Here is a 20,439-nt window from a genome sequence, read left to right on the forward strand (position 1 = left end):
TTGTAAAAATATCCCGGGGGCTTCCGAACGCCCGGAATAGAACGCGGATCAGAAAACAACCCCCGAGGCTGTTTTCCCGCCGGATGGTCCGGTGGACTGTTTTCAGCGGGGAAGACCGCGGCGTCCTTCTTCCTTGCGAAAATATCCCGGGGGCTTCCGAGCGCCCGGAATAGAACGCGGATCAGAAAACAACCCCCGAGACTGTTTTCCCGCCGGATGGTCCAGTGGACCATTTTCAGCGAGGAAGACCACGGCGTCCTTCTTCCTTGCAGAAATATCCCGGAGGCTTCCGTGCGCCCGGAATGGAAGGCGGATCAGGCAGCCCACAAGGCCGTTTTTGCCGGATGGTCCAGTGGACCGCTTTCAGCGAAGAAGGCCGCGGCGTGGCCGAAGGCAGCGCCCCTGCCCTCCCCGCCCACGGCCGCGGCGTGCTTCTTCATCACGAAAATATCCCGGGGGAGTCGCCCGTCAGGGCGACGGGGGCAGCGCCCCCATCACCCGCGCCGATCAAAGATCGTAGATCGCGCCGAACTTCTCTTCCAGATAGGCCAGCAGCGGCTCGGGGGTGACCGGGCCGCCGACGGCGCTTTCGATCAGCTCGCCCGGCTCGAACAGCGCGCCGTGGCGGTGGACGTTCTCGCGCAGCCACTCGGCCGCCGGGGTGGCGTCGCCGTCCTCGAGGCTGTCGTCGAGATCGGGGACCGCCGCCCGCAGCGCCCGGTGCAGGGCGCCGGCATAGACGTTGCCCAGCGCATAGGTGGGGAAATAGCCGAACAGCCCCACCGACCAGTGCACATCCTGCAACACCCCGTTCGAGGGTTTGTCGACCGCCACCCCGAAGTCGCGCAGGAAGCGGGCGTTCCACGCCTCTTCCAGGTCGTCGGTGGACAGGCGCCCGGCGATCAGCTCGCGTTCGAGGTCGAAGCGCATCAGGATATGCAGGTTGTATTGCACCTCGTCGGCCTCGGTGCGGATATAGCCGGGGGTGACGCGGTTCACGGTGCGGTAGAACTCGTCCGCATCGGCGATCGACAGCCCGCCCACCATGTCGCCCATGCGCGCGTGCAGCCAGCCGGTAAAGGCGCGGCTACGGCCCAGCTGGTTTTCGTAGATGCGGCTCTGGCTTTCGTGGACGCCCATCGAGACGCCGCGGCCCAGCGGGGTGAAGGCGTGGTCCTGGTCGATGCCCTGTTCGTAGCTGGAATGCCCGACCTCGTGGATGGTCGAGTAGATGCAGTTGAAGGGGTCGGCCTCGACGATGCGGGTGGTGATGCGGCTGTCCTGCCAGCGGCCGCTGGAAAACGGGTGCACGGCGATATCCATCCGCCCGCGGGTCCAGTCGTAGCCGAAGCCGGTGGCGCAGGCCCGGGCCAGCCGCAGCTGCGCTTCCTGCGCGAAACGGCCGCGCAGCGGCTCGGGCTGGCCGTCGGCGTCCAGCACCGCCTCGCGCAGGGCGACCAGCCGTGGGCGCATGGTCTCGAACAGCCCGGCGATCTGGGACTGGGTGGCGCCGGGCTCGTAATCGTCCAGCAGCGCGTCATAGGGGTCGCCGTTGCCGAAGCCGGCGGCGACCAGCGCATGGGCCTCGTCCTGCTTGAGGCTGAGGATCTGGTCCAGCAGCGGCATGAAATCCTCGGGCGCCTCGTTGGCGCGCGCCGCCGCCCAGATCCCCTGCCCCAGGCTGGTCTGCCGGGCGATCTCGGTGGCCAGCTGCGCCGGCACCGCACCGGCGCGGGCATAGTCGCGGGCGATCAGCGCCAGGATGCGTTCCTCGGACGGCGACTGCGGCACCGCGATGTCCAGCCATTCGCCGATGCGCGGATCGGTGCGGCGCTCGTGCAGCATCGCCTCCATGGCGGCGGTTTCCTCGGCGCGCTGCTCGGTGGCGCCGCGGGGCATCACGGTTTCCTGGTCCCAGACCAGCCGCTCGGCCACCGACGACAGCGCCTCGGTCTGGCGCTGGTATTCCAGCAGCTCGTTCATCGCGGCATTTGCGGAAATCATCGGATCGTCCCCCGGACGCTGGTTTCAAAAGGATAGCGCGCGTGATGGCGGGCGCGGATGATCAGGACGAACAGCGCCACCGCGCCGAACTGGTGGGCCAGCGCCTCGCCCAGGGGCGCGCCATGGATCACGGTGACGATCCCCAGCGCGATCTGCAAGCCCACGGCGGCGATCATCGCGGTGAACGCGCCCCGCGTGACCGGATGGGGCGAGCGGCGGGCGCGCAGCCACACCACCACCGCGAACACCGCCAGCAGATAGCCGACCATGCGGTGGGTGAACTGCACGGTGGCGGCGTTTTCGAAGAAGTTGCGCCAGCCCAGCCCGGCGTCCCAGATCGCCGCCGGGATCCACTCGCCGCCCATTTTCGGCCAGCCGGTATACTGCCGCCCGGCGTCGATGCCGGCGACCAGCGCCCCCAGCAGGATCTGCACGAAGGCCAGATGCATCAGCCCGGTGGCCATGGAAAACAGCTTGGGCTCGCCTGCCCGGCGGGCGCGCAGCAGCTGCGATTCCGGGCGCGACAGCTGCAGCACCTGCCAGGCGATCAGCCCGAGGATGGCAAAGGCCAGCCCCAGATGCACCGCCAGCCGGTAAGAGGCGACCGCCGTCATCCCCTCGACCAGCCCGGAACTGACCATCCACCAGCCGACCGCGCCCTGCAGCCCGCCGAGTGCCCCCAGCACCAGCAGCCGCGGCGCCCAGCCCGCGGGCATCCGCCCCGAGGCCCAGAAGAACAGGAACCCCAGCGCCCAGACCATCCCGACCGCGCGGCCCAGCTGCCGATGCGCCCATTCCCACCAGTAGATGCGCTTGAACCCGGCCAGGTCCATGGTGGGGTTGTCCACCTGGAACTGCGGGATCGCCTGGTATTTGGCGAACTCGGCCTCCCACGCGGCCTGGCCGCTGGGGGGCAGCGCGCCGGTGACGGGCTTCCATTCCGTGATCGACAGCCCCGAGCCGGTCAGCCGGGTGGCGCCCCCCAGCGCGATCATCGCCGCGACCATCACGAACAGCGCCACCAGCCAGATGCGGATCGCGCCGCGCGCGCCCTTGGGGCGGGCATCGATCATGCCGCCCGCGGGCGGTTGTGCCGGCGGGGTTTGGCTCGACACCTCTTGAAAGATCGGGCGCTTGGCCATGGCAGGGCCTTTCGGAGTTAGGGGCGCGAAAGCGCGGCTGCCACAGCTGCGCAACCGCGGCCGGACATTGGCGGCGACGGCGCCAAAGGTCAATCGTCGCGCGGCTTCCAGGTCAGCTGTCGCACCACCCCGTGCAGGATCTGCACATCCGCGCGCATCAGGGGCATCCGCGACCACAGGTTGCGCAGCGCCAGCCGCATCGAGGCCCCCTTGTCGGGCGGGAAAAAGAACCGCGCCGCCTCCAGCCGCTCTTCCCAGTGGTCGGCCAGCCGCTCGATCTCCAGCCGCGTGGCGGGGGTTTCACCGGGCGGGCGCCGGCCGGGCGGGGCGGGCTGCGAGGGCAGCGCCTCGCGCGCCCATTCATAGCCCAGCAGCAGCACCGCCTGCGCGAGGTTGAGCGAGGGGAACTCCGGGTTCACCGGCACGGTCACCACCGCGCTGGCGCGCGCCACGTCGTCGTTTTCCAGCCCGGCGCGTTCGGGGCCAAAGATCAGCGCCACCCGGCGGCCCCCGGCGGCGATCTGTCGCGCCTCGGCCATAGCGCTGGCGGGGGTGTGGACGGTCTTGGTCAGCTCGCGCCCGCGGGCGGTGGTGGCATAGGCGTGGTGGATGCCCTCCATCGCCTCGGCCAGCGTCGGAAACACAAGCGCCCGGTCCAGCACCTGCCCCGCCGCGCCCGAGGCCATCGCCACCGCACGCGGGTTCGGCCAGCCGTCGCGCGGCGCCACCAGCCGCATCTCGGTCAGGCCAAAGTTCAGCATGGCGCGGGCGGCGGCGCCGATGTTTTCCCCCATCTGCGGCCGCACGAGGATCACGACCGGCTGCAAGGGGGCGAGTGAGGGGGTGTCCGACATGGGCTGCGCCCTAGCGCGCGCCGGGGCGGCAGGCAAGCGGCGGAAACGCAAACCGGCCGCGCGGGGGGGCGCGGCCGGGCGTGACAGCACAAGCGGCGGCAACTCAGGGCCTTGTCAGCCCCGCGACATTCGCCTCGGCCAGGTCGGCCAGCGAATCGTGCATCAGCTGGATGACATAGGGCGCGTTATGGGCATAGGCGCCGGGGTCCTTGGCCACGAACTGATAGTTGTAGGCCGCCTTGAGCAGCCGCGGCGTCCACGAGACGTATTTGTTCGTCCCCTGCGCCTCGGCCTCGCTGATCGCGCCGTCGCCGTCGCTGTCGTTGAAGAAATACGGATGCGCATGGCCGTCATAGCCGATCGGCGCCCCGGCGGTGTCGGCGGCATAGGCGCGGATCGCCACCAGCAGGCGCTCGTGCAGGGCGGCGATCTCGGCTGCGATCCCTTCGGTCACGTTGCCGTTGCCGTCGAAGTCGATCTTGCCCTTGCGGATCGAGGCCAGCGATTCGCGGTTGCTCACCCCGTCGTGGCAGGCGGCGCAGGGTTCGGATTTCGGCGCCACCGTATGCAGCTCGTGGCAGGTGGTGCAGCTGTTGAACGGGCCGGGGTGGTTGCGCGCCGAGGCATAGGCGCGGCCCGGGTATTCATAACCGCCGCGGGCCAGCGTGCCCATCAGCGTGGCGCCCGCGGCGCGATAATGGACGTTGATGAACTCGAGCTCGGGAACCACCGTATCCTCGTCGCGGCCGGCGACGGCGGCGTCCACCGTGACGCCGGCGGTGCGGCCCTGATGGCAGGTCATGCAGCGCGCATCGGCGCCCAGGTTCTCCACCCGCAGGGTCGAGGGGAAGGTGACCGAGGTCATCATCCGCGTGGTCTCGTTGTGGCAGGCCGAGCAGCCGATCAGCGAGCCGGTCGGCGCCTTCTTGTCGACCACCCCCGGGGCGCTGCCGTCGGCGCCGATATAGTCGAGGAACCCGGGCGTCGAGTGGCAGCGCGCGCAGGCTTCCGGGATCTCGCCCTGCTCGTTCCAGTTGTTGAAGGCCTGCGCATCGGCCTTGGCGTGCGGCGATTGCGCCCAGTCGTGATAGAACGGCACCCGCTCGACCGGCATCATCTGCGGCGCGGCACCAGCTGCGGGGGCGGCGGGCTGCGCGGCCGCGGGCGGTTCTGGCTTGGCGGCGGGGGCCTGGGCGGCGGCGGGGCCGGCGGCGCCCCACAGGATCAGCGCCAGCAACGGCAGCGAACGCAGGCGCGGAAGCACCCCCTGACGAGGCGCGGGATCTGGCTTGGTCATCGGTCTTCCTTCTTGATCTGGCGGGTCCCGGGATGCGGCGACACTGGCTGGATGCGAACAGCAGACGTCCTTGACGTGGCTTTCCGCCTCTCAGCCTAAGGCCGCGGGGCCGCCCCTCGCACGCCGGCAAGTTGCCGCAGGCCGCCCGCAAACCCCGGCAGCCGCGCCGGAAAACGCCGCTACAGCCGCCCGGCCAGATAGTCGCGCAGCACCACCGCCTGGTTGCGGTCGCGATCCTTCGCGCCAAAGATCAGCGTCACCGGCCCCCTGCGGCACCAGTCCAGCGCCTGCGCCACGGCGTCGGGATTCCGGTCCAGCTCGGCCCGGTAGCGGTCGCGGAACTCGTCCCAGCGGGCGGGGTCGTGGCCGAACCACTTGCGCAGCCCGCTGCTGGGCGCGATGTTGCGCAGCCAGGCATCCAGGCGCAAATCGTCCTTGGCGACCCCGCGCGGCCACACCCGGTCGACCAGCAGCCGCGCGCCCACCATCGCCCCGGGCCCGTCCCAGGCCCGCGCCAGATGGATGGCGGGGCGCGCGCTCATCCGCCCTCCTGCCCCTGTCCCTGTCCCTGCGCGGGCCCCAGCAGGTCCAGCGACTTGATCGAATGGGCGAACGCCGCGCCTGCGCGCATCTCGGCCGCGACCCAGATCGCCTCCATGATCTGGGCGTCGCTGGCGCCCGCGTGGCGGGCGCCCTTGACGTGGCCCTCGATGCACCAAGGGCATTGGGTGACATGGGCGACCGCCACCGCGATCAGCTGCTTGGTGCGCTTATCGAGCGCGCCATCGGCAAACACCGCCTGCGAGAACGCCTTGAAGGCGTCGTCCATCGCCGGGGCCAGCTCGTGCCGGCGGCGGGCGATGTCAGGGGTGGATTTCGGGAAATGGATATCCGACATGGCCGCGCCCCCCTTACTCGCGCCAGTAATCATTGGCGGCGGCGATGGTGGCGAACCAGGTCGCGGCCACCCCCGACACCCCGATCAGGCTTTGCGGGTCATGGGCGTAGTTCGGGCGCAGCTTGTGCAGCGTGTCCTTGTCGGTCTGGGTGGTGGTGACCGCCTTGCGCGCCATGGTGACCGCAAGGTCGAACCCCGCCTGCGGGGTCTCGGTGATCAGGCTGGTCAGCCAGGGCTCGGCCTGCGGCGCCATTCCGGCAGCGGCGCCGGGGGCGGCATCGGTCGCGGGCGGGGCAGCGTCCTGCGCCGCGACCGGCAGCGCAAAGGCCGAGGACACCGCAAGCATGGTCAGGAACTTGCGCATGAGTGGGCTCCTTTTTTTCCGGGAAAAACAGGGGTTCATCCCCCGTTCACGGAAACGTCAGAGCCGCGCTTTCGTTCCATCCCGCCAAACCAATCGCCTGCCGGGGACCGGCCTGCGCCATTCTTCCTTGTCCAAATATCCAGAGAACGCCCGGGCACCCGGAAATCCCGCTGCCGAGTGAAGCCATGGGATGCCTGCAGGGGCGCCCCCAAACAACAGGCGGTCAGCCGGAACGACCCGCGCTCTCACCCTGCCCCGCGCGTGGCCTCAAAGCTGATGATGGCATCGCCCTCCCGTGGCGCGCGGCCATGTTCGTAATTGCCCGAGACCTCCACCTCGGCACAACCCGCCGCCAGCAGCGCCATGGAAAACTCGTCGACACCCCACCAGCGCAGCTTGAACAGGTCGAGCTCGCTGCGGACCAGGCTGCCCTCGCGCCAATGCTCGTAACGCAGATGGGACAGCGTGGTCTGGGCGATGTAGCAGGTTTCGACATGCTGATCGTTCAGGGTCAGAAGATCGCCGTCCCCGGTCACCCAGCTGCGCACCGAGGTGCCGCCGGCAAGGAAACAGCCGATCGGGTCGAGATCGACAATCAGGCGGCCGCCGGGGGCAAGATGGTCGTGGAACCGCCGCAGCACCGCGGCGGCCGCAGCGCCATCGGTGATCAGCTGGAAAGACCCTGCCGGCAGGATGATGGCAGAGAACCGCGTTTCATAGCTGAAATCCTCAAAGCTCTGCCGGCTCAGTCCCGCCCTCAACCCGCGCTGCCGGCACTCGGCTTCGCAATAGGCCAGCATCTCGTCCGAGCTGTCGAACCCCTCGATGCGCAGCCCCGATTCAAGCAGCGGAACCAGCATCCGCCGTTGCCGACCGCCGGTTCCAGAATCGGGCCATCGCAGCGTTCCAGGCGGCGGCGATAGAACTCCACATCACCGAAAGAGCGGCCGACGGGCTTGTCCAGATTGTAGACCCAGGCGGCAAGTTTTCCGTAACGGTTGTGCATGTGCTGCCCTTGAAAATCCGGGGCCCGGGGAAAAGCGTCCTCTGCCGCCTCGCAGCCCGGACATTTCACCGGAAACGAAAACCCCGGAAGCTCCGGGGCTCTCCTGAGGAATGGCTTTTCCGGTCAGGCGTTGAACAGGAAATGCAGCACGTCGCCGTCCTTGACCTCATAGGTCTTGCCCTCGACGCGGAACTTGCCGGCCTCGCGGGCGCCGGCCTCGCCCTTGCCGGCGATGTAATCGTCAAAGGCGATGGTTTCCGCGCGGATGAAGCCCTTTTCGAAATCGCCGTGGATCACCCCGGCCGCCTGCGGGGCCAGGGTGCCGCGGGTGATGGTCCAGGCGCGGGCCTCTTTCGGGCCGACGGTGAAATAGGTCTGCAGGCCCAGCAGCTCGTAGCCGGCGCGAATCAGCCGGTCGAGCCCGGCCTCCTCCAGCCCCATCTCCGACAAGAACAGCTGCGCCTCGTCCTCGGGCAGCTGGCTGATCTCTTCCTCGATCCGGGCCGAGATCACCACATGCCCCGCCCCCTGCGCGCGCGCCATCTCGGCCACGGCACGGGTCTGGTCGTTGCCGGCGGCGGCATCCGCCTCGGCAACGTTGCAGACGTAAAGAACCGGCTTCGCCGTCAGCAGTTGCAGCATCCCCCAGGCGCGGCGGTCGTCCTCGGCCACCGCGACGCTGCGGGCCGGGCGCCCGGCCTCGAGCGCCTCTTGCGCCAGTTTCAGCAGCCGGTCCTGGTCCGCGGCCTCCTTGTCGCCGCCCTTGAGCTTGCGCGATAGGTTCGCCCGCCGCCGCTCGATCGATTCGAGATCGGCGATCATCAGCTCGGTCTCGATGGTCTCGGCATCCGCCACCGGGTCCACGCGGCCCTCGACATGGGTGATGTCGCCGTCCTCGAAACAGCGCAGCACATGGGCGATGGCGTCGACCTCGCGGATATTGGCCAGGAACTGGTTGCCCAGCCCCTCGCCGCGGCTGGCGCCCTTCACCAGGCCTGCGATGTCGACAAAGGTGATCCGGGTCGGGATGATCTGCTTCGACCCGGCGATCTCGGCCAACTGGTCCAGCCGCGGGTCGGGGACCGCGACCTCGCCCACGTTGGGCTCGATCGTGCAGAAGGGGAAGTTCGCGGCCTGCGCGGCGGCGGTGCGCGTCAGCGCGTTGAACAGCGTGGACTTGCCGACATTCGGCAGCCCGACGATCCCCATGCGAAAGCCCATCTTGCATCCTTTCCCGGTTTCGCCGGGGTTCTAGGTCACGGGCGGGGGCGGGTAAAGCGGGAGCGGCGCCCCGCGCATCTTTCCCTTTCGCCGTGGCCCGGCTAAGGATTTCCCCATGCAGGAAAGGCCCCGCCCCATGACCGACGCGACCGCGCGCACCATCACCCGCCCCACCACCCGCCCCAGCACCCGCATCGACCGGCTGTTCCAGCGGCTGGGCCGCGAAAACCGCAAGGCGTTCGCCACCTATACCATGGGCTACGATCCCGACCGGGACACCTCGATGCAGGTGCTGCGCGGACTGCCCGGCGCGGGGGTCGACATCATCGAGCTGGGGATGCCCTTCACCGACCCGATGGCCGACGGGCCGACGATCCAGGCGGCGGGGCAGCGGGCGCTGGCCGCGGGCGGGTCGGCCACCGGGGTGCTGGGGATGGTGCGCGAGTTCCGGCAGCACGACGACGACACCCCGATCGTGCTGATGGGCTATTACAACCCGATCTATGCGCGTGCGGGCGGGGTGGCGCAGTTTCTGGCGGATGCGGCCGCGGCCGGGGTGGACGGGCTGATCGTCGTCGACCTGCCCCCCGAGGAGGACGCCGAGCTCTGCATCCCCGCCGCAGAGGCCGGGATCAGCTTCATCCGGCTGGCGACGCCCACCACCGACGACCGGCGCCTGCCGGCCGTGGTGCAGAACACCAGCGGGTTCGTCTATTACGTCAGCGTGACCGGGATCACCGGCGGCCCCGCCGCCAATGCTGCCGAGGTCGCCCCCGAGGTGGCGCGCATCCGCAGCGCCTCGGGCCTGCCGGTGGTGGTGGGCTTCGGCATCTCGACTCCCGAGGCCGCGCAGGCGGTGGCGGCGGTGGCGGATGGCTGCGTGGTGGGCTCTGCCATCGTGCGCCAGATCGGCGAGGGCAAGCCGGTAGATCAGGTGCTGGGCTTCGTGCGCAGCCTGGCCGAGGGCGTGCGCCGGGCCTGACGCGCGATCCCGGCGGCGCGGCCGGACCGGGGCGCTGCCCCGGACCCCGGGATATTTGGGACCGCCCGAAGCCCGGCCGCAGCCAGCACTCGGCCAAATGCCCGTTGCGCCGGAGTTTCTTCCTTGCCCAACTATCCCGGGCGGGTCGCGCAAGGCGCGACGGGGGCAGCGCCCCCCTGCCCTGCGCCGCTTCTACCGGCAGGCACGACAAGCTGTCCGTCTTGTGATCGCGAAGCGCGCGCTTCGCCCCGCCAAACCCGAGGGTTCTTCTTTCGCGCACCGCCCCGGTCGGATAGGTTGGCGCGCATGGACGATCCGACCCACGCCCATATCGGCACCCCGGCGCCGCAGCTGCCCCCGCCCCGCGGGTTCTGGCAGCGAATCGGCGATCGCCTGGCGGCGCTGATCGGGGCGCGGCGGGCCGCCGTGCCGCCGGAACGCTCGGTCGCCTTCACCATCGGGGTGATCGCGCTGGGGGCCAAGATGGCCAAGGCCGACGGCCGCGTCACCCGCGACGAGGTCGCCGCCTTCCGCCGCATCTTCAAGATCCCGCGGTCCGAGGAACGCCACGCCGCGCGGGTCTTCGACCTTGCCCGCCAGGACGTGGCCGGGTTCGAGCTGTGGGCGGAACGGCTGGCGCGGCTGTTTCCCCCCGGCGACCCGGTGCTGGTCGACGTGCTGGACGGGCTTTACGTGATCGCCACCGCCGGCGAGCAGCCGCGGCTGCTGGAGGCCGAGCGGGTGTTCCTGGACGAGGTGGCGCGCATTTTCGGCATCGCCCCGCGCGATCATGCGGCGATCCGCGCCCGCCGCGCCCCCGACCACCGCTGCCTGCCCTGCGAGGTTCTGGGGCTGACCCCCGGCACGCCGCTGGAGATGGCCCGCGAACGCTATCGCCGGCTGATCTTCGAGAACCACCCCGACCGCGCGCAGGCCCACGGCCTGCCGCCCGAGGCGGTGCGGCTGGCGGAATCGCGCACCCGCGCGATCAACGCCGCCTGGGCCGCCTATCGCGCCGAGTTCGGCTGAGGCCCCCACTCTGGTTGACCGCCCGGGGCGGAACTCCCATCTGCTCAGGGTGTTCCTTGGGAACCGGGCCCCGCGGCCCGTCCCGTTTTCCGGTTGCAGGAGTGCCGATGTCCCGTTTCACCCTGGCCACGGCCCTCGCACTGGCCCTCGCACTGGCGCTGTCCGCCCTACCCGCCGCCGCGCAGCAAGCCCCCGACACCCCCTTCCAGATGCCGCGCGCGGATGATCCCGCGCCCGGGGCGCCCTCCGACGACGCCCCCGCCGGAAGCGTGCTCGAGGGTTTCCTGATGGAGCTTTTCGACCGCGCCCAGCCGCATCTGGAGGGGCTGGCCGAGGACATGGGCGGGCTGATGGAGGAATACCGCCCCATGCTCGACGACCTCGGGCGGCTGATGGACGACATCGGCAATTACGAGCTGCCGCCCGAGCGGCTGGCGAACGGCGACATCCTGATCCGCCGCAAGCCGGGCGCACCGCCGCCGCCGCCGGTGGAAAACCTGATGCCGCGCAGCCCCGGCGCGCTGCCGCCCGGGCATCCGCCGCTGTCCGACCCGCCCAGCCCGCCGCCGCTGCTGCCGCAGATCGAGCTTTAATAGCGCAGCCGCGCGAATTGCGAGCGGTCCGAGGCCGCCCGCGCCTGCCCCAGCGTCTCGATCCCCTGCCGGGCCAGCAGCGGGATCATGCGCACGAACACCTCGGCGGTGGCGATGGCGTCGCCCAGCGCGGTGTGGCGGGCGCCGATCTCCACCCCCAGCCGCGCGGCCACCGCCTCCAGCGAATGGCTGTCCTCGGCCGGGTGCAGCACGCTGGACAGCAGCAGCGTATCCAGCAGCGGATGGTCGAAGCGCAGCCCGGTCGCGGCTTCCTTGAGCTTCAGGAACCGCATGTCGAATGCGATGTTGTGGCCGACCAGCACGCTGTCGGCGGCAAAGCGGTGGAACACCGGCAGCACCTCGGCGATGGCGGGCTGGCCGCGGACCATCTGCGGGGTGATGTGGTGGATGGCGATGCCCGCCTCGGGGATCGAGCGCTGCGGGTCGACCAGCTGGTCGATGGTCTCGCCGCGCAGGATGCGGGTGTTGACGATGCGCAGCGCCCCGATCTGGATGATCTCGTCGCCGCCGGCGGGGTCGAGGCCGGTCATCTCGCAGTCGAAGACGGTGAAGGCCAGTTCCGACAGCTTGCGGTTGTCGTCGGCGCTGGCGTGGCCGGCGGCGAACAGGCCGAAGTCGTAGAACTCGGGGCGGCTGCCGATGGCGGATTCGGGGGGCGCGGTGTCGGCGGTGGCGCGGGGCAGCAGCAGCCGGAAGAACCGCCCGCCGCCACTGCCCCCGAAACTGTCGCGCTCGCGCTCCAGCCAGATCTCGCCGCCGTGGCGGTCCACCACCTCGCGCACGCTCAGCGCCCCGGCCACCGGCTGCGCCATCGGCTCGTCGGGCAGCGCCGAATAGTCGCGCGGGTCCAGCGCCGCGCCATCGGCCACCCAGCCCAGGTCCAGATGCGCCCGCGGCCCCGCCGGGGTCAGCCGCAGCCACAGCACCGGGTCGGGATGCAGCGCCAGGATGCGGCGCGCCAGATGGTCCAGCGCCCCGATCAGCCCGAAGCTGTCGATGAGCAGCCACAGGTCCTGCGCCATCGGCTGGGTGGTGATCGGCGCGCCCGCGGTGGCGGCCAGCCGGCGCACCGCCGCCGCCAGCAGGTCGGTACCCAGCATGTCGTGCAGCGGCCAGCGCGAGCCGATATCCTGCGCCGCCGCCTCCTCGTCCGCCAGCAGCCGCCGGTGCATGGCCGCCACCTCGTCGCGGATCACCGACAGGAAGCGGTCGTGGTCGGCGGCGCCAAGGTCGGGGTATTCCAGCATGTCCAGCGCCGCCTGCATGTTGGCGACCGCGGCGCGGCTGCGTTCATACATGTCCTGCAGGGCGCGGTCGCGGCGGGTCTGGCGCTCGTGATCCTCGGTGATGTCGTCGAGCATCAGCAGAAACCCGGTCAGCGCCTCGGGGTCGCTGCCGTCGCTGTCGTCGGCCTCGCCCCCCATCTCGGCGAAATCGGTGCGCCGCACCGGCGCCACGCTGGCGCGCAGCAGATGCCCGGCGTCCGAGGCGGTGACGAATTGCGCGGCCGCCGCGCTGCCGTCGGCGCCGCGGGCGATGCGGGCCTCGACCCGGTCCAGCGCGTGGTCCAGCGCCGCCTTGTCGATCAGCGCGTGGATCGAGCGGCCCAGCCCGATCAGCTCTGCCCCCGCGCTGTCGCCGCCGCCGCGCCCCGAAATCCGCCGCGCCAGCGCCCGCATCCGGCCGTTGTAAAGCAGGATCCGCCCCTCGCGGTTGCAGACCACGACGGCGTGGTCGAGCTCGGTCATCAGCGCCGCCAGCTGGTCGCGCTGCTCGGCGACGCTGCGGCTGGCGTCGGCGACCAGCCGCGCCATGTAGGAGGCCAGCGCCCGACGCTGGCCCAGCAGCCGGTCGATTTCCTGCGCCAGCGCCTGGGTTTCGGGGGTGTGGGCGATGTCGGGGACGGAATCCATCGTCTCGTCGGCGGCGGCGATGCGCATCGCGCCCAGCAGGCGCTGGGGGGCGACGATCAACCGGTGGCGGGCGCGCTGCGCCAGCCACCCCAGCAGCACCGCCGCCCCCAGCCACCACAGGAACATCACCATCCAGGTCGCTTCCAGCGCCTGGAACACCGCCTGCCGCAGCGCCGCGCCCCGCGGTCCCAGCACCGACAGGAACACCACCGCGCCGCCCAGCGACCACAGCCCCAGCGCCACCCCCGGCGCGATCAGGGGTGCGAGCCGCCCGGGCTTCATGCCAGCAGCCCCCGGATGCGGGCCGCGAGATCGCGGGTCGAAAACGGCTTGGCGACAAAGGCATCCGCCCCCGCCCCCATGGCGCGGGCCTGATCGGCCTCGCGCGAACGCGCGGTCAGCATGACGATGCGGGTGCCCGCCAGCGCGGGGTCGCTGCGCAGCGTCTCGCACAGGTCGAAGCCGGAGAGGCCCGGCATCATCGCGTCCAGCAGCACCAGCCGCGGACGCTCGGCGCGGATCATCGCCAGCGCCTCGGCGCCGTCGCGGGCGATCAGCACGCGGTGGCCCTCGCGTTTCAGCAGGAACTCCAGCGAGACGACGATGTTCGGCTCGTCGTCGGCGATCAGCACGGTGTGGGTCATGGGGTCTCCTCCTTTCCGCCTGCCGCAGCGTCGCCTGCCGGGGCCGGGTCCAGCGGCAGGGTGACGACGAAGCGCGCGCCCCCGTCCGGCGCGGGCCCGGCGAGGATGCGGCCGCCGTGGCGGGCGACGATGCTGCGGGCCAGCGGCAGGCCCAGCCCGCTGCCCTTGGTGCGCGCGCCCGGGGCGCCGGACTGGTGCCAGGGGCGAAAGATCGCCTCGCGTTCCTCCTCGGGGATGCCAGGGCCGTTGTCGGTGACAGAAATCTCGATCCCCGCGGGCACGGGATGCAGCGCGGCGGTGATGCGGCCGCGGCCCTCGGGCGCGAACTTGGCGGCGTTCGACAGCAGGTTCAGCGCCACCTGCAACAGCCGGTCGCGGTCGCCGCGCATCACCGGCACCGGCGCAAGATCGAGTTCCAGCGCCACACCCCGCGCCGCCAGCAGCGGCCGCACCACCGCCGCCGCGTCCCGCAGCAGCGCGGCCGGGTCCAGCGCCGCCATGTCCCATTCGGCAAACGCGGTGCCCAGCTTCGCGGCGTCGAGGATGCCGTCCACCAGCCGCCCCAGCCGCGCGGCCTCATCGGCGATGATCGACAGGAAGCCCTCGCGCTCGGCGGGGTCCATGTCGGGGCTGTCCTGCATCAGCTCGGCCAGCGCCCGGATCGCGGTCAGCGGCGTGCGCAATTCGTGGACGGCAGCGGCCAAGACCTCGTCATGCGGCGCTTCCATGGCGCCGGGCGCCGGGGGACCGCCGCGCCCGCTCATGTCTGCAACCGGAAATGCTGGGTGATCCAGTCGCGGAAACCGCGCACGATGGCCAGCGCCTCTTTCAGCCCCTCGCGGTCCAAGGCCCCCAGCGCGTCCAGCCGGATCAGATTGTCGGGGGTGCGGCCGTCCTCGATCTGGCGCAGGTTGCTGTCGAGCTTGACCCCCATCAGGAAATGCAGCGCATCCGACAGGTCGCGGGCCTGCGCAGGCGTGATCCGCCGCGCCTGCGCCAGCGCCGCCAGCCGCGCGGTGGTGGGCAGGTCCGACACCCGGTATTTCAGCGCCAGCGCCCGCGCGCCCTGCACGATGGGAAAGATCCCCAGCTTCTTGATGTCGATCTCGGCCGAGCCGCGCCCGGTCATCCCCGGCAGCCGCGACCACCAGCTGCGGTCCTGCGAGAAACTGTTCACCGAAGCCGCGAAGCGCGCCAGATAGGCGTCGCTGTCCGACATCAGCCGCGCCAGTTGCGCGCGCAGGCCGGCCAGCAGCTCCGCATCGCCCGACACCGCCAGCGCATCCATGAAGATGGCCAGCTTCATCGGCCCCTCGGGGTCGTCGCCATGCACCCATTGCCCGATGGCGCGGCGGAACCCGGCCACCGGCCGGCACCAGTCCGGGCGGCTGGCCATGATGCCGCCGGGGCACGGCGGATAGCCGAAATCGACCAGCGCCGCGGTGAATGCGGCGGTGGCGGCGGCCGCGGTTTCAGGCGCTACGCCGTCGCGCAGGATCAGGCCGTTGTCCTGATCGGTGCGCATGATCTGTTCGCCGCGCCCCTCGCTGCCCATCACGATCAGGCAGGAGTTCTCGCGCAGGCTCTCGGGGGCCACCAGCTCCCACAGGCGGCGGAACACGGTGCGGTTCAGCTCGCCCACCAGCCTGGCGATGACCTCGATGCGCACCCCGTCCTGATGCAGCACCGCGACCAGCGGCGCGATCTGGTCGGCGGCGCGTTTCAGCGCCGCGACGCTGCCGGCCTCGGCCGCCTCGAGCGCGATCAGATGCGAATGGTTGGCCAGGAACCCCATCAGGTCCAGCTGCCGCAGCACCCCCGCCACCTGCCCGCGCTCGCAGACCACCAGCCGGTGGACGCCATGGCGCAGCATCAGGATCATCGCCTCGAACAGCTCGGCGCCGCGGTCGATGGTGATGGCGGGAAAGGCCGCGACCTCGCGCAGGGTGATGGACGCGGGCGGGCGGTCCATCAGCAGCACGTCGCGCAGGTTGGTGGTGGTGAAGATGCCCAGCCGGTCCCCCGCCGCGCCCCCGTCCTGCACCAGCACGTCGGTGACGCCGGCCGCCGCCATCTGCCGGCAGGCGCTGACGATGTCGGTGCCCGCCTCCAGAAAGAACGGCTTGCGCACCGGCGCGTCCCCCACGCGCGAGGTGATCAGCGTCAGCGTCTCGCGCCGGGCATGATCGCCGCCGCCAGACGCCAGCGGCACGGCCGGACCCGAAGGCCCGGCCGCACCGTCGTTTTCCCTGAGCCCCGCAGGCGTCAATGCGCCGAGGCCGCAGAGGCGCCGATCCCGGTCTCGGACCGGACCTGCTGCGCCAGGAAGCCCGCGCGGTCGACCGCGGCGCGCCGGCTCTTGTCGGTGACCGAGAACAGCCAGATCCCCAGGAACGCCAGCGTCATCGAGAAGAGCGCAGGCGAGGTATAGGGGAAGGGCGCGGACCCGGCCGGGTTGCCCAGCGTGGCCTCCCACACCGAAGGCGACAGCACGGTCAGCAGCACCGACGAGATCAGCCCCAGGAAGCCGCCGATCACCGCGCCGCGGGTGGTCATGTCCTTCCACAGGATCGACAGGAACAGCACCGGGAAGTTCGCGGACGCCGCCACCGCAAAGGCCAGCGACACCATGAAGGCGATGTTCTGCTTTTCGAAGGCGATCCCCAGGATCACGGCGATGATCCCCAGCGCGATCGTGGTGATCCGCGACACCCGCAGTTCCGTGGCGCTGTCGGCGTTCCCCTTGCGCAGCACGCTGGAATAGATGTCGTGCGACACCGCCGAGGCCCCCGACAGCGTCAGCCCCGCCACCACCGCAAGGATGGTCGCGAACGCCACCGCCGACATGAAGCCCAGGAAGATGTTGCCGCCCACCGCGTCGGCCAGATGCACCGCCGCCATGTTGACGCCGCCGATCAGCCCGCCGTCCGCTTCCAGGAAGCTGGGGTTGGTCAGCACGAACAGGATGGCGCCAAAGCCGATGATGAAGGTCAGCAGGTAGAAATAGCCGATCCAGACGGTCGCCCACATCACCGACTTGCGCGCCTCTTTCGCGCTGGGGACGGTGAAGAAGCGCATCAGGATATGCGGCAGCCCGGCGGTGCCGAACATCAGCGCCATACCGAAGCTGATGGCCGAGATCGGGTCCTTGATGAAGTTGCCCGGCCCCATGATCGACTGGCCGGCGACCGCCGCCTCTTCCGGGGTCTGGCCGGCGCCCAGCGCCAGGTCGGTCTTGATCTGCACCGCGCCGGCGAACAGCCGCTCGGGGCTGAAGCCCACCGACATCATCACCATGAACGCCATGAAGGACGCCCCGCCCAGCAGCAGGCAGGCCTTGATGATCTGAACCCAGGTGGTGGCGGTCATGCCGCCGAACAGCACATAGACCATCATCAGCGCGCCGACGATGACCACCGCCATCCAGTATTCCAGCCCGAACAGCAGCTTGATCAGCTGCCCGGCGCCGACCATCTGCGCGATCAGGTAGAAGGCGACCACCACCAGCGTGGAACTGGCCGCGAACACCCGCACCGGCGTCTGGGCAAAGCGGAACGAGGCCACGTCGGCAAAGGTGAACTTGCCCAGGTTGCGCAGGCGCTCGGCCATCAGGAAGGTCAGGATCGGCCAGCCGACCAGGAAGCCGATGGAATAGATCAGCCCGTCATAGCCGTTCGACATCACCGCCGCCGAGATCCCCAGGAACGAGGCCGCGGACATGTAGTCGCCAGCGATCGCCAGCCCGTTCTGGAACCCGGTGATGCCGCCGCCGGCGGTATAGAAATCCGCCGCCGACTTGGTGCGCGAGGCGGCCCATTTGGTGATGAACAGGGTCCCGGCGACAAAGATCGCGAACATCCCGATCGCGGTCCAGTTGGTCGCCTGTTTCTGGATCTCGCCTTCCAGCGCGGGGGCGGCGACGACCAGCGAGGGCACCAGCAGCAGCGTGGACAGGCCCAGGAAGCGGCCCATGGAAAGTCCCGGCATCATTTCAGCGCCTCCCGCTTGATCCGCTCGTTCAGGTCGTCGTATTCGCTGTTGGCGCGGGCGACATAGACCCCGGTGATGACGATGGTGAACAGGATCACGCCGAAGCCGATCGGGATCCCCCAGGTCATGACGCCGTCGCCGATGCGCGCAGCCAGCGTTTCCTTGCTGAAGGCGATCAGCGTGATGAAGCCGTAATAGACGACCAGCATCGCAATGGTCAGCCTCCAGCCAAATCGCAGCCGTTTCTGTCGCAGCTCCTGATAGTTCGGGTCGGAAGCGATACGTTCGAGCATCGAGTCCTGCATGGAGAAATCCTCCCACGAGTAAAATGATATTCTTTGACAATCTGCCCGCGCGGCGCGGCCACGGGGGCCCGTCACGGATCCGGCCAGCTCGCCGGTGGCCGGCCGGACCTCCTCGATCCGGCCGGCGCTGCGCTTGTCGGGGCTATCCGCGGTTCATGCGGTTTTCGATCAGCTCGTCGACCACGCCCGGGTCGGCCAGCGTCGAGATGTCGCCCAGGCTGCCATAGTCGTTTTCGGCGATCTTGCGCAGGATCCGGCGCATGATCTTGCCCGAGCGGGTCTTGGGCATCCCCGGCGCCCACTGGATCAGGTCGGGCCTGGCGATGGGGCCGATCTCGGTGCGGACCCAGGTCTCCAGCTCCTTGCGCAGCTCGTCCGAGGGCTCGACCCCGTTCATCACCGTGACATAGGCGTAGATGCCCTGCCCCTTGAGGTCGTGCGGATAGCCCACGACCGCGGCCTCGGCCACCTTGGGATGGGCGACCAGCGCGCTTTCGATCTCGGCGGTGCCCATGCGGTGCCCCGAGACGTTGATCACGTCATCCACCCGGCCGGTGATCCAGTAATACCCGTCCTCGTCGCGGCGGCAGCCGTCGCCGGTGAAGTAATAGCCGGGATATTGCTGGAAATACGCCTCTTCGAAACGCTGGTGGTCGCCCCACAGCGTGCGCATCTGCCCCGGCCAGCTGTCGGCGAAGCACAGCACCCCCTCGACCCCGTTGCCGTCGATCACGGCGCCGGTGGTCGGGTCCAGCACCTCGGGGCGCACCCCGAAGCAGGGCAGCGTCGCCGAGCCGGGCTTGGTCTCGATCGCGTAGGGCAGCGAAGTGATCATGTGGCCGCCGTTCTCCGTCTGCCAGAACGTGTCCACGATCGGGCATTTGCCCTTGCCGATGTGCTTGTCGTACCAGTTCCACGCCTCGGGGTTGATCGGCTCGCCGACCGAGCCCAGCACCCGCAGGCTGGACAGGTCGTATTTCTCGACCCATTCGGTGCCCTGGCTGATCAGGCTGCGGATCGCGGTGGGCGCGGTATAGAACTGCGTCACCTTGTGCTTTTCGCACACCGCCCAGAAGCGGCCGGGGTCGGGATAGTTCGGCACGCCCTCGAACATGATGGTGGTGGCGCCGTTGGCCAGCGGCCCATAGACGATATAGCTGTGGCCGGTGACCCAGCCCACGTCGGCGGTGCACCAGAACACGTCGCCGTCCTGATAGTCGAAGGTGTTCTGATGCGTCATCGACGCATAGACCAGATAGCCGCCCGAGCTGTGCACCACCCCCTTGGGCTTGCCGGTCGAGCCCGAGGTATACAGGATGAACAGCGGATCCTCGGCCCCCATCGGGCGCGGCGGGCAGTCGGGGCTGGCGTGTTCCATCAGCGCCAGCACGTCCACGTCGCGGCCCTGCACCCAGGTGGTCTGGTCGCCGGTGTGCTTGACCACCAGGCAGCGCACCCTGTCCGAGCAATGCAGCAGCGCCGCATCGGCGTTGGATTTCAGCGCGGTGCGGCGGCCGCCGCGCGGGGCGCTGTCGGCGGTGATCAGCAGCTTGGCGCCGCAGTCGTTGATCCGGTTGGCCAGCGCATCGGGCGAGAACCCGGCAAAGACGATGGAATGAATCGCCCCGATCCGCGCGCAGGCCAGCATCGCATAGGCGGCCTCGGGGATCATCGGCAGGTAGATCACCACCCGGTCGCCGCGCATCACCCCCTGGCTCAGCAGCACGTTCGCCATCCGGTTCACCTTTTCCGACAGCTCGGCATAGGTGATGTGGCGGGCGGGGGTGTCGGGATCGTCGGGTTCCCAGATGATCGCGGTCTGGTTGGCGCGTTTGGGCAGGTGCCGGTCCACGCAGTTGACGCAGACGTTCAGGATCCCGTCCTCGTACCACTTGATCGAGACCTGACCCATCATGAAATCGGTGTTCTTCACCCTTGTATAGGGCTTGATCCAGTCCAGCCGCCGCCCCTCGCGACCCCAGAACCCGTCGGGGTCGGACAGGGATTCCTGATAGAGCGCACGATAGGATTCGGGCGTCACATGAGCCTTTTCATAGCCTTCGGGAACAGGGTGCTTGGCCACTGGTGCGACAGACATATAACCTCCCTAGCCGTCCAGAACCGCAGCGATCCTCAACGCCGCGAACCGCCGGCACAAGCGGCCGACGATAGGACG

The 20,439-nt window shown here is 69.9% G+C and carries 19 protein-coding genes; 3 read left to right on the forward strand and 16 right to left on the reverse strand.

Annotation, left to right across the window (positions count from 1 at the left end):
* Positions 1-507: 507 nt before the first annotated feature.
* The 9 genes from BUB57_RS04715 to ychF all read right to left on the reverse strand — a co-directional run bounded on the left by BUB57_RS04715 (position 508) and on the right by ychF (position 8,786).
* Positions 508-2,004 carry a carboxypeptidase M32 gene (locus tag BUB57_RS04715; RefSeq protein ID WP_073062948.1) on the reverse strand — a complete coding sequence of 499 codons (1,497 nt, stop codon included), beginning with the start codon at positions 2,002-2,004 and terminating at the stop codon, positions 508-510.
* Positions 2,001-3,146, reverse strand: a complete 1,146-nt coding sequence (gene ctaA / locus BUB57_RS04720; RefSeq protein WP_073062951.1) for a heme A synthase — start codon at positions 3,144-3,146, stop codon at positions 2,001-2,003. The genes BUB57_RS04715 and ctaA overlap by 4 nt, the downstream gene beginning before the upstream one ends.
* Positions 3,147-3,235: 89 nt before the next feature.
* A complete protein-coding gene (locus BUB57_RS04725; RefSeq protein WP_073062954.1) occupies positions 3,236-4,000 on the reverse strand; it encodes an RNA methyltransferase in 765 nt (254 codons plus the stop codon).
* A 103-nt stretch (positions 4,001-4,103) separates the two neighbouring features.
* On the reverse strand, positions 4,104-5,297 hold the full coding sequence (locus tag BUB57_RS04730; RefSeq protein WP_200796409.1) for a cytochrome c3 family protein: 1,194 nt from the start codon (positions 5,295-5,297) through the stop codon (positions 4,104-4,106).
* Between the two features lie 179 nt (positions 5,298-5,476).
* Complete coding sequence (locus BUB57_RS04735) at positions 5,477-5,839, reverse strand: DUF488 domain-containing protein (RefSeq protein ID WP_073062958.1); 363 nt, start codon at positions 5,837-5,839, stop codon at positions 5,477-5,479.
* Complete coding sequence (locus BUB57_RS04740) at positions 5,836-6,195, reverse strand: carboxymuconolactone decarboxylase family protein (RefSeq protein ID WP_073062960.1); 360 nt, start codon at positions 6,193-6,195, stop codon at positions 5,836-5,838. The genes BUB57_RS04735 and BUB57_RS04740 overlap by 4 nt, the downstream gene beginning before the upstream one ends.
* Before the next feature lie 13 nt (positions 6,196-6,208).
* A complete protein-coding gene (locus tag BUB57_RS04745) occupies positions 6,209-6,559 on the reverse strand; it encodes a hexameric tyrosine-coordinated heme protein (protein ID WP_084731961.1) in 351 nt (116 codons plus the stop codon).
* 245 nt (positions 6,560-6,804) lie between these two features.
* Positions 6,805-7,419 carry a class I SAM-dependent methyltransferase gene (locus tag BUB57_RS04750; protein ID WP_200796410.1) on the reverse strand — a complete coding sequence of 205 codons (615 nt, stop codon included), beginning with the start codon at positions 7,417-7,419 and terminating at the stop codon, positions 6,805-6,807.
* 269 nt (positions 7,420-7,688) lie between these two features.
* Complete coding sequence (gene ychF, locus BUB57_RS04755) at positions 7,689-8,786, reverse strand: redox-regulated ATPase YchF (RefSeq protein ID WP_073062964.1); 1,098 nt, start codon at positions 8,784-8,786, stop codon at positions 7,689-7,691.
* Positions 8,787-8,922: 136 nt separating this feature from the next.
* Here ychF and trpA point away from each other — a divergent pair, with 136 nt between their 5' ends.
* From trpA to BUB57_RS04770, 3 genes are all read left to right on the forward strand, one after another.
* Positions 8,923-9,768, forward strand: coding sequence for a tryptophan synthase subunit alpha (trpA, locus tag BUB57_RS04760; RefSeq protein WP_073062968.1), 846 nt, complete (start codon positions 8,923-8,925; stop codon positions 9,766-9,768).
* A 306-nt stretch (positions 9,769-10,074) separates the two neighbouring features.
* Positions 10,075-10,797, forward strand: a complete 723-nt coding sequence (locus BUB57_RS04765; protein ID WP_073062971.1) for a molecular chaperone DjiA — start codon at positions 10,075-10,077, stop codon at positions 10,795-10,797.
* A gap of 107 nt (positions 10,798-10,904) precedes the next feature.
* On the forward strand, positions 10,905-11,390 hold the full coding sequence (locus tag BUB57_RS04770) for a hypothetical protein (protein WP_073062973.1): 486 nt from the start codon (positions 10,905-10,907) through the stop codon (positions 11,388-11,390).
* On the opposite strand, the gene BUB57_RS04775 is transcribed toward BUB57_RS04770, so the two are convergent.
* The 7 genes from BUB57_RS04775 to acs form a co-directional block, all read right to left on the reverse strand.
* The gene (locus BUB57_RS04775; protein ID WP_073062976.1) at positions 11,387-13,606 is read right to left on the reverse strand and encodes a 3'-5' exonuclease; all 2,220 of its coding nucleotides are present in this window, start codon (positions 13,604-13,606) and stop codon (positions 11,387-11,389) included. The genes BUB57_RS04770 and BUB57_RS04775 overlap by 4 nt on opposite strands.
* Positions 13,603-13,968, reverse strand: a complete 366-nt coding sequence (locus BUB57_RS04780) for a response regulator transcription factor (RefSeq protein ID WP_073062978.1) — start codon at positions 13,966-13,968, stop codon at positions 13,603-13,605. Before BUB57_RS04780 ends, BUB57_RS04775 begins: the two co-directional genes overlap by 4 nt.
* Positions 13,965-14,732, reverse strand: coding sequence for a sensor histidine kinase (locus tag BUB57_RS04785; RefSeq protein ID WP_073062980.1), 768 nt, complete (start codon positions 14,730-14,732; stop codon positions 13,965-13,967). Before BUB57_RS04785 ends, BUB57_RS04780 begins: the two co-directional genes overlap by 4 nt.
* On the reverse strand, positions 14,729-16,180 hold the full coding sequence (locus BUB57_RS04790) for a DUF294 nucleotidyltransferase-like domain-containing protein (RefSeq protein WP_073062982.1): 1,452 nt from the start codon (positions 16,178-16,180) through the stop codon (positions 14,729-14,731). Before BUB57_RS04790 ends, BUB57_RS04785 begins: the two co-directional genes overlap by 4 nt.
* A gap of 53 nt (positions 16,181-16,233) precedes the next feature.
* Positions 16,234-17,955, reverse strand: coding sequence for a cation acetate symporter (locus tag BUB57_RS04795; RefSeq protein WP_073063664.1), 1,722 nt, complete (start codon positions 17,953-17,955; stop codon positions 16,234-16,236).
* Complete coding sequence (locus BUB57_RS04800) at positions 17,955-18,263, reverse strand: DUF485 domain-containing protein (RefSeq protein WP_073062984.1); 309 nt, start codon at positions 18,261-18,263, stop codon at positions 17,955-17,957. Before BUB57_RS04800 ends, BUB57_RS04795 begins: the two co-directional genes overlap by 1 nt.
* Before the next feature lie 142 nt (positions 18,264-18,405).
* The gene (gene acs / locus BUB57_RS04805; protein WP_073062986.1) at positions 18,406-20,361 is read right to left on the reverse strand and encodes an acetate--CoA ligase; all 1,956 of its coding nucleotides are present in this window, start codon (positions 20,359-20,361) and stop codon (positions 18,406-18,408) included.
* Positions 20,362-20,439 lie beyond the last annotated feature (78 nt).

It is taken from the genome of Paracoccus solventivorans (genome assembly GCF_900142875.1).
In the GTDB taxonomy this organism is placed as follows: Bacteria; Pseudomonadota; Alphaproteobacteria; order Rhodobacterales; family Rhodobacteraceae; genus Paracoccus; species Paracoccus solventivorans.

What these genes read in the sequence shown, in the direction of transcription:
- BUB57_RS04715 (WP_073062948.1), bottom strand. Translation starts at nt 2,004, where the DNA reads ATGATTTCCGCAAATGCCGCGATGAACGAGCTGCTGGAATACCAGCGC.
- ctaA (WP_073062951.1), bottom strand. Translation starts at nt 3,146, where the DNA reads ATGGCCAAGCGCCCGATCTTTCAAGAGGTGTCGAGCCAAACCCCGCCG.
- BUB57_RS04725 (WP_073062954.1), bottom strand. Translation starts at nt 4,000, where the DNA reads ATGTCGGACACCCCCTCACTCGCCCCCTTGCAGCCGGTCGTGATCCTC.
- BUB57_RS04730 (WP_200796409.1), bottom strand. Translation starts at nt 5,297, where the DNA reads ATGACCAAGCCAGATCCCGCGCCTCGTCAGGGGGTGCTTCCGCGCCTG.
- BUB57_RS04735 (WP_073062958.1), bottom strand. Translation starts at nt 5,839, where the DNA reads ATGAGCGCGCGCCCCGCCATCCATCTGGCGCGGGCCTGGGACGGGCCC.
- BUB57_RS04740 (WP_073062960.1), bottom strand. Translation starts at nt 6,195, where the DNA reads ATGTCGGATATCCATTTCCCGAAATCCACCCCTGACATCGCCCGCCGC.
- BUB57_RS04745 (WP_084731961.1), bottom strand. Translation starts at nt 6,559, where the DNA reads ATGCGCAAGTTCCTGACCATGCTTGCGGTGTCCTCGGCCTTTGCGCTG.
- BUB57_RS04750 (WP_200796410.1), bottom strand. Translation starts at nt 7,419, where the DNA reads ATGCTGGTTCCGCTGCTTGAATCGGGGCTGCGCATCGAGGGGTTCGAC.
- ychF (WP_073062964.1), bottom strand. Translation starts at nt 8,786, where the DNA reads ATGGGCTTTCGCATGGGGATCGTCGGGCTGCCGAATGTCGGCAAGTCC.
- trpA (WP_073062968.1), top strand. Translation starts at nt 8,923, where the DNA reads ATGACCGACGCGACCGCGCGCACCATCACCCGCCCCACCACCCGCCCC.
- BUB57_RS04765 (WP_073062971.1), top strand. Translation starts at nt 10,075, where the DNA reads ATGGACGATCCGACCCACGCCCATATCGGCACCCCGGCGCCGCAGCTG.
- BUB57_RS04770 (WP_073062973.1), top strand. Translation starts at nt 10,905, where the DNA reads ATGTCCCGTTTCACCCTGGCCACGGCCCTCGCACTGGCCCTCGCACTG.
- BUB57_RS04775 (WP_073062976.1), bottom strand. Translation starts at nt 13,606, where the DNA reads ATGAAGCCCGGGCGGCTCGCACCCCTGATCGCGCCGGGGGTGGCGCTG.
- BUB57_RS04780 (WP_073062978.1), bottom strand. Translation starts at nt 13,968, where the DNA reads ATGACCCACACCGTGCTGATCGCCGACGACGAGCCGAACATCGTCGTC.
- BUB57_RS04785 (WP_073062980.1), bottom strand. Translation starts at nt 14,732, where the DNA reads ATGAGCGGGCGCGGCGGTCCCCCGGCGCCCGGCGCCATGGAAGCGCCG.
- BUB57_RS04795 (WP_073063664.1), bottom strand. Translation starts at nt 17,955, where the DNA reads ATGCCGGGACTTTCCATGGGCCGCTTCCTGGGCCTGTCCACGCTGCTG.
- BUB57_RS04800 (WP_073062984.1), bottom strand. Translation starts at nt 18,263, where the DNA reads ATGCAGGACTCGATGCTCGAACGTATCGCTTCCGACCCGAACTATCAG.
- acs (WP_073062986.1), bottom strand. Translation starts at nt 20,361, where the DNA reads ATGTCTGTCGCACCAGTGGCCAAGCACCCTGTTCCCGAAGGCTATGAA.